Origin of the sequence: Brevibacillus panacihumi (assembly GCF_003710985.1) — a bacterium.
Classification (GTDB): domain Bacteria; phylum Bacillota; class Bacilli; order Brevibacillales; family Brevibacillaceae; genus Brevibacillus; species Brevibacillus panacihumi.
In genome coordinates this window covers 20491-34521 of sequence record NZ_RHHT01000038.1, presented here as the reverse complement: position 1 = coordinate 34521, position 14031 = coordinate 20491, and the positions used below count along the sequence as shown (strand labels likewise).

The 14031-nt window shown below is 50.9% G+C and carries 15 protein-coding genes; 12 read left to right on the top strand and 3 right to left on the bottom strand.

The annotated features are described in order from the left end of the window. Positions 1 to 12 precede the first annotated feature (12 nt). Positions 13 to 963: a non-homologous end joining protein Ku gene (gene ku, locus EDM58_RS17620; RefSeq protein ID WP_122914480.1), complete on the bottom strand. Its 951-nt coding sequence runs from the start codon at positions 961 to 963 to the stop codon at positions 13 to 15. 130 nt (positions 964 to 1093) lie between these two features. Beyond that, on the bottom strand, positions 1094 to 1237 hold the full coding sequence (locus EDM58_RS25785; RefSeq protein WP_023557228.1) for a hypothetical protein: 144 nt from the start codon (positions 1235 to 1237) through the stop codon (positions 1094 to 1096). 401 nt (positions 1238 to 1638) lie between these two features. Between EDM58_RS25785 and rsmD the strand changes: the two genes are divergently transcribed. Further along, complete coding sequence (rsmD, locus tag EDM58_RS17615) at positions 1639 to 2226, top strand: 16S rRNA (guanine(966)-N(2))-methyltransferase RsmD (RefSeq protein WP_023557227.1); 588 nt, start codon at positions 1639 to 1641, stop codon at positions 2224 to 2226. 17 nt (positions 2227 to 2243) lie between these two features. After that, positions 2244 to 2723 (top strand): pantetheine-phosphate adenylyltransferase, encoded by a 480-nt coding sequence (coaD, locus tag EDM58_RS17610; protein ID WP_023557226.1) that lies wholly within the window; start codon positions 2244 to 2246, stop codon positions 2721 to 2723. 6 nt (positions 2724 to 2729) lie between these two features. Here coaD and ylbJ read toward each other — a convergent pair whose 3' ends face one another. Continuing rightward, positions 2730 to 3959, bottom strand: a complete 1230-nt coding sequence (gene ylbJ / locus EDM58_RS17605; protein ID WP_122914479.1) for a sporulation integral membrane protein YlbJ — start codon at positions 3957 to 3959, stop codon at positions 2730 to 2732. Between the two features lie 136 nt (positions 3960 to 4095). Between ylbJ and EDM58_RS17600 the strand changes: the two genes are divergently transcribed. The 10 genes from EDM58_RS17600 to fabG all read left to right on the top strand — a co-directional run bounded on the left by EDM58_RS17600 (position 4096) and on the right by fabG (position 14013). After that, positions 4096 to 4890 carry a patatin-like phospholipase family protein gene (locus EDM58_RS17600; RefSeq protein ID WP_122914478.1) on the top strand — a complete coding sequence of 265 codons (795 nt, stop codon included), beginning with the start codon at positions 4096 to 4098 and terminating at the stop codon, positions 4888 to 4890. Positions 4891 to 4904: 14 nt separating this feature from the next. Continuing rightward, positions 4905 to 5963, top strand: a complete 1059-nt coding sequence (locus EDM58_RS17595; RefSeq protein ID WP_122914520.1) for a SepM family pheromone-processing serine protease — start codon at positions 4905 to 4907, stop codon at positions 5961 to 5963. A gap of 90 nt (positions 5964 to 6053) precedes the next feature. Further along, positions 6054 to 6572 (top strand): YceD family protein, encoded by a 519-nt coding sequence (locus tag EDM58_RS17590; protein WP_122914477.1) that lies wholly within the window; start codon positions 6054 to 6056, stop codon positions 6570 to 6572. A 148-nt stretch (positions 6573 to 6720) separates the two neighbouring features. Beyond that, a complete protein-coding gene (gene rpmF, locus EDM58_RS17585) occupies positions 6721 to 6891 on the top strand; it encodes a 50S ribosomal protein L32 (RefSeq protein WP_084567985.1) in 171 nt (56 codons plus the stop codon). Between the two features lie 1230 nt (positions 6892 to 8121). Beyond that, the gene (locus EDM58_RS17580; protein ID WP_148039340.1) at positions 8122 to 9354 is read left to right on the top strand and encodes an NHL repeat-containing protein; all 1233 of its coding nucleotides are present in this window, start codon (positions 8122 to 8124) and stop codon (positions 9352 to 9354) included. Between the two features lie 341 nt (positions 9355 to 9695). After that, positions 9696 to 10277 (top strand): transcription factor FapR, encoded by a 582-nt coding sequence (fapR, locus tag EDM58_RS17575; protein WP_122914475.1) that lies wholly within the window; start codon positions 9696 to 9698, stop codon positions 10275 to 10277. 22 nt (positions 10278 to 10299) lie between these two features. Next, complete coding sequence (plsX, locus tag EDM58_RS17570) at positions 10300 to 11304, top strand: phosphate acyltransferase PlsX (protein WP_122914474.1); 1005 nt, start codon at positions 10300 to 10302, stop codon at positions 11302 to 11304. A gap of 5 nt (positions 11305 to 11309) precedes the next feature. Then, positions 11310 to 12329, top strand: coding sequence for a beta-ketoacyl-ACP synthase III (locus tag EDM58_RS17565; protein ID WP_122914519.1), 1020 nt, complete (start codon positions 11310 to 11312; stop codon positions 12327 to 12329). After that, positions 12329 to 13279, top strand: a complete 951-nt coding sequence (gene fabD, locus EDM58_RS17560; RefSeq protein ID WP_122914473.1) for an ACP S-malonyltransferase — start codon at positions 12329 to 12331, stop codon at positions 13277 to 13279. Before EDM58_RS17565 ends, fabD begins: the two co-directional genes overlap by 1 nt. Then, positions 13273 to 14013: a 3-oxoacyl-[acyl-carrier-protein] reductase gene (fabG, locus tag EDM58_RS17555; protein WP_122914472.1), complete on the top strand. Its 741-nt coding sequence runs from the start codon at positions 13273 to 13275 to the stop codon at positions 14011 to 14013. The genes fabD and fabG overlap by 7 nt, the downstream gene beginning before the upstream one ends. Positions 14014 to 14031: the final 18 nt, after the last annotated feature.

Genomic DNA, 14031 nt, shown 5'->3' with positions numbered 1-14031 from the left:
ATAAAGGGAAACCTAGTCTGCTTTCTTTTTGCGGCGCAAGGTTTTGGTGGTGCCCGAAGTGGTTCCCGTCGCAGCAGCAGGTGGATTCGCAGGGGCTGCCGGGGCAGTTCGACGTGTCCCTGCTTTTTTCGGTTTTGTCTTTGGCTTTTCTGGAGTTGGGTCTGGCGCCATTTTGACTGGTGCGGCAGCCTCTCCACCCGTCGCTGCCAGACTTTCTTTCAGCGCTTGCATCAAATCGATGACGTTCGCACGAGGTGCTGCCGGAGAAGTGGCGATTTCTTTGCCCTCCAGCTTCTTCTCGATCATAGCTTGCAATTGGCTGCGGTATTCATCCGTATACTTAGCAGGATCGAATGGAGTCGTCATGTTATTGATCAGTTCGCTCGCCATTTTCAACTCATTTTCGGCCAGCTCCACATTTGCTTCAGGCAAAGCGGGGACCTGGCCCACGGATCGAACCTCATCCGGATAATAGATCGTCTCCAGCATGATGCAGTGTTCGTATAGACGGATCACCGCCAGGCTTTGCCGGTTTCGCATGGTAACCTGGGCAACCGCGATCTTGCCCGTTTGCTCCATAGCAGCTCGAAGCAGTGAATACGCCTTTTCGCCTGTCTCCTGCGGGGAGAGGAAGTAGCTTTTATCGAAGTATACGGGATCGATCTCCTTCAGATCCACAAAGTCCAGAATCTCGATCGCGCGGCGTGTTTCCGGCGTGATGGCTTCGAGATCTGAATCTTCGACGATGACAAAATGCCCTTTTTCGTATTCGAAGCCTCTGACGATATCTGCAGCGTCTACTTCCGTATTGCAGTGCGGACACATTTTCGCGTACTTGATTGGAGTATGGCATTCCTTGTGCAGCTGGCGAAAACGGATGTCGCGTTCTTCGGTCGCCGTAAACATCCGAATCGGGATATTCACCAGCCCGAAGCTGATCGAGCCCTTCCATACCGTGTGCATCTAATCCCTCCTGATGAAGCGTATATACCGCTAGTATCCGCAGAAAACAGACAGAATCGGGAGGGAAATGAAGGACGCAAACAAAAAGCCAGCCGCGTTTGAAGTGACGCTGGCTGGCCTCTACATTTTTTTATTGTCCGTGCTTTATGATGTCCGACTGGTCGGCCGCAGATTGCATCTCGCGTGCGCGCTCCACCCCGGCCCCCGTGCGATCTGCCTCGGATTGGGCTTTGGAAGCTTCGAGCTTTTGCTTGGACGGTTGTTTTTCTGCCATGTGCGAATCCTCCCTTTCTACGCTGTATGTAGTATGTCGACTAAATAGCAAAAAAATACCTCATCGCTAAATGACGATGAGGCAGGCGTTCAACTTCTGCCCCATACAGGGCAGAGACGGCACGGCATGCTCCTATCAGACACGTCGTGCGCAAAAGTGAACACCTTTCAATTATGGGAGAGGAGAAACCGGAGGAAGAGCTTATGGGGAAACGTAAGTCTTCTCCGCGGTTGTCAGCGACAACAATGCGTCGCTATCCATATTCCTTTCCATTTCTTGCAACAGCTATACATCAGGAAAGCATTTTTTGCGCATCTGAAAATTTTACGGGCCCAGTGCTGATGTGATAGTATGAAATCATTCTTGAGACAGAATACATAAATCGTTGACAGGTGGAAAATATGCGCGTTATCGCAGGCGAACACAGAGGACGAAGACTGGCGGCAGTTCCTGGAAAAGGGACGCGTCCGACAACAGACAAGGTAAAAGAATCCATATTCAACATGATCGGTCCCTACTTCGATGGGGGCTGGGCATTGGATTTGTATGCGGGCACGGGAGGACTCGGGATCGAGGCTTTGAGCAGAGGAGCTGAGCGTGCGGTCTTTGTAGAAAGGGATGCAAAGGCTTATTCGGTTGTACAACAAAATCTGGCATCGTGCCGATTGGAAAATCAGGCCGAATTGTACAAAATAGACGCCAGCCGTGCGCTGAGGGCTTTGGCCAAGCGTGAATTAGCCTTTGATCTGGTGTTTCTCGACCCGCCCTATGCACATCAAAAGATTGCGGCAGAAATCGAGCTGCTGCAAGAATTGCATCTGCTTGCTGACAGTGCCTGGATCGTGGCGGAGCATGACGTAGGGATCACGTTGCCGCAAGAGGTGGGCGATTGCATCCAATATCGTGCAGCTATCTATGGAGATACGGCTGTCACCTTGTACGTATACGAGCCAGAGAAGGATACGGAGGCCGAAGAATCGGCTACATAAGGGAGGCGTAGTTGGTCATGGTTATCGCAGTTTGCTCGGGAAGCTTTGATCCCGTTACGTATGGACATCTGGACATCATTGCGCGCAGCGCGAGAATTTTTGACAAGGTGATCGTAGCAGTCCTGATCAATTCCAAGAAAAAATCCCTGTTCAGCGTCGAGGAGCGCGTAGAGCTGCTTCGGCAGGCGACGGCAGGGATGGAGAATGTCGAGATCGATTCCTTCGAGGGGTTGCTGATCGAGTACATGCAAAAGCGCGGAGCCCGTGTCATTGTTCGCGGCTTGCGTGCCGTTTCTGATTTTGAGTACGAGATGCAGGTTGCCTCTATTAATAAAAAACTGGATGAAGAGGTAGAAACCTTTTTCATGATGACGAATAACAAGTACTCCTACCTCAGCTCCAGTATCGTCAAGGAAGTGGCAAGCTACAAGGCTAGTGTCAGCGACCTGGTGCCGCCAGTTGTGGAAAAAGCCCTGAAAGAAAAATTGGGTCAATAACCGTTCTCAGCGGGTTTTAAGCGTCTGCAGATAGCCGGCCACGAGGGACCCCAGCACCAGGAGTCCTCCGCCGATCAACATCAGCAGACCGGAGTAGACCAAAGCATCCCACCAGTTGGACAGTGTCAGCTCCGATTGATTGGGCAAGAAAACCGGCACGCTTTTTTCCTGCAGCCAGGCCATGGAGGTCAGCGGTTTCCAGAGGATTACCGTGAGGATCGCAGCCAGCAACGCGTGCAGGGAGCGGGCGATCAGATACGGCATGACGCGGATGTCGGTCGCGCTGAGGATGCTTGCCACCTGTGCGTGGACGCTCAAGCCTCCCCAGGAGAGAACGGCACTGGCGATCGCAGCTTTCCATACGATCGGAACAGTGGCTGGAGCATCGCTTGCTGCCTGTGCTCCGAGTGTGACCTCGAACAGACCGGACACGATCGCTTGAGACAATGAGGGTGGCACACCGAAGGGGCCGAGTATGATCGCAAGAAGTCTGGTAATGAATGCGGTCAATTCAATAGCCTGGAACAACTGAATGAGAACCGAAAAGACAATGATGAATCCACCAATCATAAACAGGGTGTTCAATGCAGATTGGACGGCATCGCCCATGAGTTTGCCGAAGGGACGACGATCACGCAGACGTGCCCGGTGCATCGCCTGAAGCGCTCGATAGGGCAGAGAACTCGTGGTTTTATCGAGCGGCTTGCTGATCGAAGCTGTAGGCGCATACATGCGGAACAGAATCCCCAAGAGAATGGCGGATAGATAGTGAGTCAGCGACAGAATGATTCCCATCTGCTCACTATGAAAAAATCCAATGGCGACTGCGCCCATTACAAATAAAGGATCTCCGGTAGTGGTAAAGGAGACGAGACGTTCGCCTTCCGCTTTTGTCAGGCTGCCTTGTTCGCGCAGGCTGGTGGTCAGCTTGGCGGCGACCGGATAACCGGAGGAGAAGCCCATTGCCAGCACAAAACCGCCTGTGCCGGGCACGTTGAACAACGGGCGCATCAAAGGCTCCAGAAGGACGCCGAAGAAGTGAACGACACCAAGACCCATCAAGATCTCCGAGAGAACGATAAACGGCAAGGTAGAAGGGAAGACGACTTCCCACCAGATTTTCAGGCCGCGGACCGCAGCTTCGAATGAGATTTGGGAATGAGCCACCAACATCAAGACCAGGGCAATAGTCGAGAAGGCAAGTAACAGGGTTAGTACGGGAGAGTGACGTGACATGGAATCCTCCTGAACAAGCAACAGTAGTACATGTCTACGTAACGGACACGAAAACTATGCGCAGGCTTGCGTGATCAGACGAGAAAGAGAAAGATCGGTGGCTCCCCACATATGTTGGTTACAGGGGGGATGGAGCGTGGCGGCAAAAAGAAAGCCGATAGTAGGCCTGGCATTGGGGTCGGGAGGAGCCCGGGGTTACGCCCATATTGGTGTGTTGAAGGTTCTCGATGCGCATGGCATCAAAGTCGACATGCTCGCAGGCAGCAGCATGGGAAGCTTGATCGCAGCAGTCTACGCCAATGGCATCGAGCCTCATATGATGGGCAAGCTCGCCAAAAATTTAAAGCGCAAACACCTGGTGGATCTCACCGTGCCTGGTATGGGATTTATCATTGGGGATAAGATCAAGCAATTGATTCAGCTATTGACTCACGGCAAAAGAATCGAGGAATTGGATATTCCTCTTGCCATTGTGGCTACTGATATCGAGACAGGGGATCGCGTCGTGTTTCGCGACGGACCGATTGATCAAGCGGTTCGGGCCAGTATCTCGATACCGGGCATTTTTGTGCCGGAGAGAGTCAACGGTCGGCTGCTGGTGGACGGAGGGGTAATCGACCGTGTCCCGGTGTCCGTCTTGCGCGAGATGGGGGCAGACATCGTGATTGCGGTGGATGTGGCGCAACTGGACACTGAGATGAAGATGGGCTCTATCTTTGACGTGATCGTCCAGACGATTGATGTGATGGAAAGGGAGATTTTCCGCAACCGGATCCTTGCTGCTGACCTCGTAATCCGTCCGGATGTTGGACACTATAGTAGTATTGCATACGGCGGCGTAGAAGAAATTATAGACCGGGGCGAACATGCAGCCAACGAGATCGTTCAACAAATCGAGGAAATGATCGCGAACTGGGAGGAAGAGGAATAATGGAAGAACGTCGCATGGGCAGCGTATCCCAGGCATCCCGTAGAAGAATGGCAAGATGGATCAATGGGCTCATCATATTGATTGTGATTTTGCTGGGCCTTTCTTTCTTCGTGCCGACGAACTATTATGTCACCCGGCCTGGCTCCGCCATCTCGCTTGGACCGATCATCGAGGTGGAAGACGGCAAAAAGGATGAAACGGGCTCCTTTATGCTCACGACAGTGCGCATGGGCGAGGCGAGCATCGCATGGTATCTGTATGCCCAATTTTCGCAGGATGCGGAGTTGATGCCCAAGCAATTGGTGGTAAGCCAGGGAGAGAGCAACGAGGATTTCATTCGCCGCGAGCAAGCGGTGATGGACAATTCGCAAAAATTGGCGGAGGCAGTCGCTTTTCGTCTGGCCGGCTACGATGTGCATGTGGAGAACCAAGGTGTCTGGGTAATGGGGATACTGGAGGGAATGCCGGCAAAAGGGGCTCTCAAAATCGGCGATGTGATCACTGAAGTAGATGGGGTCAAAACCCCTGAAGCCAAAGACCTGCTGCATCAGCTCGCCGGCAAAAAAGAGGGGGACGAGGTCGAAATTACGTACACTCGTGATGGACAAGTCGCCAAAACGATGTTACCTTTAAAGCCACTGCCCAACTCGCAGTCAGTCGGGATCGGAGTTCGAACCGACAGCAAGCAGTCGATTGAAATCCCCAAAAAGGTCACAATCGCAGCACAGGGAATCGGAGGTCCATCTGCCGGATTGATGATGGCGCTGGAGATCTACGACCAGCTCAATACGGAAACGGATCTGACCAAGGGCTTTCAAATCGCAGGTACTGGAACAATCGCATTGGATGGATCAGTCGGGAAGATAGGCGGTATCAATCACAAGATTGTGGCTGCAGACGCGGCTGGTGCAGAGATCTTTTTTGCGCCGGATGATCCGAACGATCCGAATTCCAACTATAAAGACGCTGTCAAAACAGCAGAGCGAATCGGAACTTCCATGCGAATTGTGCCCGTCAAGACCATCGACGAAGCCGTTGCCTTTTTAAACGAATTAAAACCGAAACAAACCTAGCTGATTTGCTGGCTGTCAAGGGAAAATGGTTGACAAAGCATTGGGGCAAGGTCTATAATCATCCTTGTTGTGCTTGAGGTGAAAGAAAAGATGAATATCAAGATAACTGAATTGGATCACCGAAAGGGAGAGCCATTGCCGTTTCAGGTAACGCTGGATGCGGCAGAGCTGAAGAATCGCCACCATGAGATACGTGGTCTGACCCCCGTGACTGTTGAGGGCGATGCCGTAAAGCTGGGCAATCTCTATTATGTAAAAGGCGAAATGAAAGCGGACATCGATTTTGTCTGTGCCCGTTGCCTGACCCCTTTTACACAGCATGCCTCTATTCCTTTTTCCGAAACGTTTGCTATGGCAGACGACCCGCAGATCGAGGAGGACGAAGAGAGCGATATTCATCCGCTCGAAGGCGATCAAATCGAGTTGGACACGCTGCTGCAGGAGGATTTTCTGCTGGCGATGCCTACCTTCCCACTGTGTGAGGAGGATTGCAAAGGATTGTGTCCGACGTGTGGGGTAAACCGCAACGAAGCTCCCTGCAGCTGCAAAAACGAACGGATCGATCCGCGTTTGGCAGGGTTGGCTGATTTGTTCAAGGACAACAACTAAGCGTTTTTCCCTTCATTCGTTTTCAAGATGGGATACCGATCACCTGATTGGATTTTCTCATTTTTGAAGGATAGCATAAGCTTTTGGCTTATACGATCCACCCAATAGAGCATCTTAGCATTTGTCAGTTGAAGGAGGTGTAAGGAAGATGGCAGTACCTCAACGGAGAACTTCCAAAACCCGTAAAAGAATGCGTCGTACGCACTTCAAATTAGAGATTCCAGGCATGGTAAAATGCGACAATTGCAGTGAGTACAAACTCGCGCACCGCGTTTGCCCAAGCTGCGGTCACTACAAAGGCGTGAAAGTAGCGAAATAATGTATTTTTGCTGCTAAAAGCGAGGTGAGCAATCACCTCGTTTTTTTATATTCTTCGAAGAAATAAAGGAGCCGAATTACATGGCTCCTTAGATCGTTATTGAGCTGATTCAAATAGCGCTGGTTCTTCGTATGTCCACCCTTTTCTGGAATCATAATAGATCGGGAAGGATATTGTTTCTCCACCACTTCTAGTAAAAGAGAAAGTGCCTTCCTGTAAATCTTTGTCTAACAGTATAACCGGAATCGTATTCCCAACTTGTGAATGTTTCCTCATGATGTCGGCCTGCACGTCAATAAAGGTTCCTACAATTCCTCATCATAGTAGTTTTCCATATCTTCAATGAATTTTGTTCTATCGGTAAAATCAATATAAACCCATTCTTTGCCGTCTTTATCAGTGTGAAGATGTTATCGAATCCGTCTCTGCATCAATCCCCAAAATCTGGAGCGTATTTTGAGCGTATAATTTCTCTATCGAGTGAGGTTCATTATCTTCACTAGTTCCGGAAATACTGTTTGCGGAAGCATTAGCTGTTAACGAAGCAATAGATAGAGTAGCTGATAAAACTGCTAATTTAGAAATGCTTTTCATAAATATCCTCGTTGTGCCAATTTTTGGATACAAATTGCATTTTACTTTATCTAAAGATTAATAGATTACAAAAGAGTTACAATTTGGAAAATAGTCACTTTTACCTAGAGTTATCTATGAAACAAGGTTCTCTTCTGTAACCTGTCAGGTTGTTGAAAACAGTCGGTAGCGGTATGGTGTACAATTGCCGTTACATCTATCGTTCGTTTTTGCGTTGTTTGGACCCAATTTCATGATCCCTTCTTGTCAATCCACTTTTTCTCCCGTATACACCTCGCTTTTTTGTGTGTGAAAATAAGGGTATTCCAAATCCTGGATGGTTGACGGTGGTTGCAGTGGTCAGTACCTACTTTTGGCTCTAATTTATGCTCCTGTCTTCATAGATTTGCCCCGTTCAAGCGTAATAGTTTGTTCATATAATGAACGGAAACGCCATTCCTGTCCAATATATCGAAAAAGAGTGTTGCCATGGCTTATGAGCAAGCTCCCGTTATCCGAACCGCAATGAGCTTTAAGGGTGCAGGTAGAGACTTCCTGAAGTTATGAAAGGCCCACACGGACATTTTTTTCAAGGACAACAGCTGAAGAGAGTATGGAAACCGAGGAATGGAAATATTACAAAAGGAGGAAATGATCTTGCCAAATTTTCAAATTGGCGATGTTTTCGTCGGGATCGGAAACGGGTTAATAGCATGGTATCGTCCTGACGGAACATTTGTTCAAAATCTTGATTCCACTACGGGCAGTCTTGAAATGACTGGGATGGCGTTTGATAGCGCCGGCAATCTTTATGCAACCGCGTTTCAAGCACAAAGAGTTGCCAAATTCGACACTCAAGGTAACTTCTTGGAACTTTTCGGATCGGATTATAATGCAGACCCCGAGTCGATAATTTTTAACGAGGCGGGAGAAGCGTTTGTCGGTCAGGCTGACGGTACAAGGCATATTAAAAAATTTGATGCTGCGGGAAATTTTATCCGTGATTTTGTCGTTGCGACACAAGATCGTGGTTCCGACTGGATTGACCTAGGTCCCAACCAATGCACAATATTCTATACTTCGGAGGGGACTAAAATCCTGCAGTACGATGTGTGTGCCGATATGCAGCTTGCGGATATCAATGTCCCGGCAGCAAACACGCTTTATGCTCTACGCCAACTTCCGAACGGAGAATTTCTAGTCGCGAATACGACGAATCTTTTGCGTTTGGATGCCTCAGGCAATCTCCTTCAAACCTATGATACACCCAATCCTGCTGACGAAAACTTCTTCTTTGCTATGAATCTTGATCCCGACGGAACTTCATTCTGGACGGCTGGCTATTCCACGTTCAATGTTTATAAATTTGATATTGCTTCCGGAAACATTCTTACCCAATTTAAAGCAAATGGTTTCAGCTCAATTGCCGGTCTGGCCATCTTTGGCGAAAGGATGCCACCACCGCCGCAGGGATGTCCTGTAGTCAATATACAATCCTGCTGTCAGGTTGTGATCGAAAGAAAGACGCAGCTGGTGCCGCCTGCTAGAGTAGGAACAGCCGCCGAGGAAAAGATGGTAGAGGCAGCCATTGAAAAGGTATGCCCTGAAAAAGTAGTGATCTGCGGAGTCGTTCGCAAGACGATTCGGTACGTTGACGCACATGGAAACAATCAGACTAGAGAAGATGACGTTCCGTTCCAATGTGTGATTGATCGCGAAGACGCCAATGAAGATGACACCTTCCATGTCGTGGGAGCGGATATCCTCTGTACCGTATTTGCAGAAGAAGCGAACTTCAATGCGGATCGGTCGCTTGCCTTCAAATGGGTAGAAAAAGAGATCGTCAAGGTTTGCATCAGAAAAGGCCCCCCGCCAGCTGATATGCTTTAGCATGAGAGCCCCGCACAACAGTCCCCCATATGCTTGCCTCTTCCTCAACAGCCTTCTGTACAGCCCCGTGCATCCTTCCTAAAAATCGCATTGATGTCGAAATCCAGATTAACTGCTTGTAAAACGGCCGTCGAATGGGAGGTCTTGCGTGAGACTTCCATAGACGGCCAATATTTTTTCCGGATTCCGCAATAGACCACGTATTTACCAGTTTGGTACGTGACCGAATTCGATCATGCGTGTTTTATTTCTTGTCAATCCACTTATTCTCCCGTATACTGACTTAGTACCTGGTAATAAAAACTGCTCGTAATCATGAGAGCTCCATTATAATTGGGGGGGTGTCGAGCATCGCCCGCTTGCCGAAGAAAGATCGCCAGACGCAATTGGTTCAGTATCTACAAGACAATCCCTTCGCCACCGATGAGGATTTGGCGGAGTTTTTTCACGTCAGTATTCAAACAATACGGTTAGACCGTTTGGAATTGGGCATTCCGGAGCTGAGGGAGCGGATTAAATCCGTTGCTGAACAACATCTGGACCCGGTAAAATCCCTGGGGATCGATGAAGTGATCGGGGAAGTGATCGACCTGCAATTGGATGCCCAGGCGATCTCCGTCCTGGAAATCAAGGAAGAGCATGTTTTCGCCAAAACGCAGATAGCGCGCGGACATTACATATTTGCCCAAGCCAACTCTCTCGCCGTTGCGGTGATCAATGCAGATGTCGCGCTGACGGCTACCGCCAGAATCCGTTTCGTTCGGCCTGCCAGGCTGGGAGAAAAGCTGGTGGCCAAGGCGACTGTACGGAGCCGCGACGGTGACGAATGCAAGGTAAGGGTCGAGACGAAAGTGCAAGGGGAACTGGTATTTACCGCCACGTTCCGCGTAGTGGGGATGACGGATGTCACTTCAGCAGGGTAGGACAGAAGAGGAGGGGACACGATTGCGAATTGCACTAGATGCAATGGGCGGAGACCTGGCACCTCGCAGCAATGTTTTGGGGGCCTTGGCCGTCACGAAAGAAAATCCGGACATTACCGTAGTCCTGGTGGGAGATGAGCAGGCGATTCGAAGTCATGTGCCGGATCAGCTGCCAGCTAACCTGGAGATCGTCCATGCTTCAGAGGTAATCGGGGCGGATGAAGAACCGGTGCGAGCCGTTCGCAGGAAAAAGGATGCTTCGATGGTCGTCGCAATGAACCTCGCGAGCGAACGGAAAGTAGATGCTGCCATCTCGGCTGGGAACACAGGCGCCTTGATGACGGCAGGATTGTTGTACGCCAAGCGGATGGAGGGCATTGAACGCCCGGCACTCGCTGCATATATTCCCAACCGCAAAGGGAGGGTGACGCTGACATTGGACGTGGGTGCCAATATGGACGCCAAACCCTCACACCTGCTGCAGTATGCGGTCATGGGCAGCTTGTATGCAGAAAAAGTGCTCGGCTTTGAGCGCCCGACTGTCGGTTTGTTGAACGTAGGTACAGAAGAGGGAAAAGGCAATGATTTGACCAAGCACGTCTATCCTCTTCTGAAAGCAGCGGACTTGCATTTTGTCGGCAACGTGGAGGCAAGGGATGTCATGGATGGGGCTTGCGACGTCCTGGTTTGCGACGGCTTTGTCGGCAATGTGCTGCTCAAATCGCTGGAAGGTGCGGCCACCACAATCTTTTCTGAATTGAAGCAGGAGTTTACTTCCAGCCTGATAAATAAAATAGGTGCGGCCATTCTCAAGCCGGGATTGCTCCGATTTAAAAAGAGAATGGATTACGCAGAATACGGCGGCGCGCCGTTGCTCGGATTGGGAAGTCCTGTGATCAAAGCGCATGGTTCTTCGGGCGAAAAAGCGATCAAAAACGCGATCTTGGTTGCGGCGCGTTATGTCCAAAAGGATGTAAACGTCGTGATTCAGCAAGCACTAAAATCAAGCACGGAAGAAAGCGAGTGAGGCAGATGAAGGGTTTGCGTTCTGTTGGCATATTGGGTACTGGTTCGTATACCCCGGAGCGGGTGTTGTCCAATTTTGATTTGGAGAAAATGGTGGATACTTCGGATGAATGGATCGTATCGCGCACCGGAATTCGCGAGCGGCGGATCTGTTCTCCCGAGCAAGCCTCCTCTGACTTGGCCTATGAGGCGGCCAAACGCGCTTTGGAAAAAGCAAACATCAGCGCAGAGCAGCTGGACATGATCATCGTGGCGACAGTCACTCCAGATATGAGCTTCCCGTCCACGGCCTGCCTCTTGCAAGAAAAACTGGGTGCGACGAAGGCAGCAGCGATGGACCTGTCTGCGGCGTGTACCGGATTTTTGTACGGCATTACGACAGCCACTCAATTTATCGCCAATGGCTTGCACAAATACGTACTCGTCGTCGGTGTAGAAACACTCTCGAAAATTACGAACTACAAGGATCGCAATACATGCGTCCTGTTTGGCGACGGGGCTGGAGCAGCCGTTCTCGGTCAGGTAAAAGACGGCTATGGCTTCCAATCGTTCGAGCTCGGAGCAGATGGTTCCGGCGGTTCCTTGCTCTGCCTGCCAGCAGGCGGTTCGCGCATCCCTGCTTCCAATGAATCTGTGGAGAACAATCTGCATTACCTCTCCATGGCGGGCGGCGAAGTATTCAAATTTGCGGTTCGTGTGATGAATTCCGCGACGGAAGCGGTTCTCTCCAAAGCAGGTGTAGCACGGGATGAAATCGACCTGCTGGTGCCTCATCAGGCGAACAAGCGCATTATCGATTCCGCTGTTCAGCGATTTGGGTTGTCGGAAGAAAAAGTAGCGATCAACCTTGACCGCTACGGCAACATGTCCTCCGCGTCCATCCCGGTAGCGCTGGATGAAGCGATTGCAGAAGGTCGAGTAAAAGAAGGCGACAATCTGATCCTCGTCGGATTTGGCGGAGGCTTGACTTGGGGAGCGACTCTCTTGAAATGGTGCACAACCCCAGCAGAAGGGAGCGTCGAGTAATGGGAAAAGTAGCGTTCGTGTTCCCGGGACAGGGATCGCAGTTTGTGGGGATGGGGCAGGCTCTGTCAGAACAGTCAGAAGCGGCCCGCTCCATTTTCCAGCAGGCGGATGAAGCGCTCGGTTTTTCCTTGTCCGGGCTTTGCTTTCAAGGACCAGAAGAAGAGCTGAAATTGACAGCCAATACACAGCCTGCAATCTTGACAGCGAGCATTGCGGTTCTGGCTGCGTTTCGGGAGCAGCGTCCCGATTTTACTCCAGATTATGTGGCTGGACACAGCTTGGGTGAATATTCGGCATTGGTTGCAGCAGGCGCGCTCTCTTTTGCAGATGCGGTAAAAACCGTTCGTGCCCGCGGGCAATTTATGGAGGAAGCGGTACCCACAGGAGAAGGTGCGATGGCGGCGGTATTAAACCTGGATCGCGCCGAGCTGCATGCTGTCTGTGAGGAAGTGACGGCAGCAGGTCACCCTGTACAATTGGCAAACCTCAACTCGCCGGGACAAATCGTCATCTCCGGGTCTGCCGAGGGCGTCAAGCAAGCGGGGGAAAAGGCGAAGGCTGCCGGTGCCAAACGGGTGTTGCCTCTCAATGTGAGCGGTCCTTTCCACTCGAGCCTGATGAGTCCTGCGGCTGACAAACTGCATGGCGTTCTGGCTGGCGTCACGGTCGCGGACGCGAAGGTGCCAGTTGTGGCAAACGTAACAGCACGCCCAGTATCTGAGGCGGCTTTGATTGTAGACAGTTTGGTCAAGCAAGTTTCGGCTCCTGTGCTTTGGGAAGATTCCGTGCAATGGATGGTGGAGCAGGGGGTTACGACTTTTGTCGAGATCGGACCAGGAAAAGTTCTCTCGGGGCTGATCAAGAAAATCGCGCCTGCTGAGACGACAATTTTATCGGTTCAAGATGGAGAATCCTTGACAGAGCTATTGAACGGAGGGAAGGTATGCTAACAGGGAAAACGGCATTGGTGACAGGGGCATCGCGCGGGATTGGCCGGGCGATCGCGCTGAAGCTGGCTGAAGCTGGCGCCAACATCGTCGTCAACTACGCAGGAAGCGAAGGGGCGGCGAGCGAAACCGTCGCTCAGGTAAAGGCATTGGGACGTGATGCAATCATGGTTCGTGCCAACGTGTCCGACAGCGAAGAAGTCAATGAGATGTTCAAGACGGCATTGGAGCACTTCGGCAGTCTCGACATTCTCGTCAACAACGCAGGGATCACGCGTGACAACCTGCTCATGCGCATGAAAGAGGAAGAGTGGGATGCGGTGATCGACACCAATCTCAAAGGTGTTTTCAATTGCCTGAAGGCCGCTACCCGTCCGATGATGAAGCAGCGCTCCGGCAAGATTATTAATATCACGTCCGTCGTCGGAGTATTGGGCAACCCGGGCCAAGCCAACTATGTAGCGGCGAAGGCCGGTGTCATCGGCTTGACCAAGACGGCAGCGAAAGAACTGGCGACACGCGGCATCACGGTCAATGCGGTTGCTCCTGGCTTTATCGACACCGAGATGACAGCTGTCTTGCCAGAAGATGTAAAGGCTGGTCTTATCGGCCAAATCCCTCTGGGACGTCTCGGACAGACGGATGATATTGCGAATGTCGTGGTATTCCTGGCTTCTGACGCAGCCAATTACATGACAGGTCAAACCTTGCATGTAGACGGCGGCATGTATATGTAATCCAGCTTTCTCAAAACT

Bases quoted from the DNA above. Each gene is read 5' to 3' on its own strand.
- ku (WP_122914480.1), bottom strand. From the start codon at position 963: ATGCACACGGTATGGAAGGGCTCGATCAGCTTCGGGCTGGTGAATATC.
- EDM58_RS25785 (WP_023557228.1), bottom strand. From the start codon at position 1,237: ATGGCAGAAAAACAACCGTCCAAGCAAAAGCTCGAAGCTTCCAAAGCC.
- rsmD (WP_023557227.1), top strand. From the start codon at position 1,639: ATGCGCGTTATCGCAGGCGAACACAGAGGACGAAGACTGGCGGCAGTT.
- coaD (WP_023557226.1), top strand. From the start codon at position 2,244: ATGGTTATCGCAGTTTGCTCGGGAAGCTTTGATCCCGTTACGTATGGA.
- ylbJ (WP_122914479.1), bottom strand. From the start codon at position 3,959: ATGTCACGTCACTCTCCCGTACTAACCCTGTTACTTGCCTTCTCGACT.
- EDM58_RS17595 (WP_122914520.1), top strand. From the start codon at position 4,905: ATGGGCAGCGTATCCCAGGCATCCCGTAGAAGAATGGCAAGATGGATC.
- EDM58_RS17590 (WP_122914477.1), top strand. From the start codon at position 6,054: ATGAATATCAAGATAACTGAATTGGATCACCGAAAGGGAGAGCCATTG.
- rpmF (WP_084567985.1), top strand. From the start codon at position 6,721: ATGGCAGTACCTCAACGGAGAACTTCCAAAACCCGTAAAAGAATGCGT.
- EDM58_RS17565 (WP_122914519.1), top strand. From the start codon at position 11,310: ATGAAGGGTTTGCGTTCTGTTGGCATATTGGGTACTGGTTCGTATACC.
- fabD (WP_122914473.1), top strand. From the start codon at position 12,329: ATGGGAAAAGTAGCGTTCGTGTTCCCGGGACAGGGATCGCAGTTTGTG.
- fabG (WP_122914472.1), top strand. From the start codon at position 13,273: ATGCTAACAGGGAAAACGGCATTGGTGACAGGGGCATCGCGCGGGATT.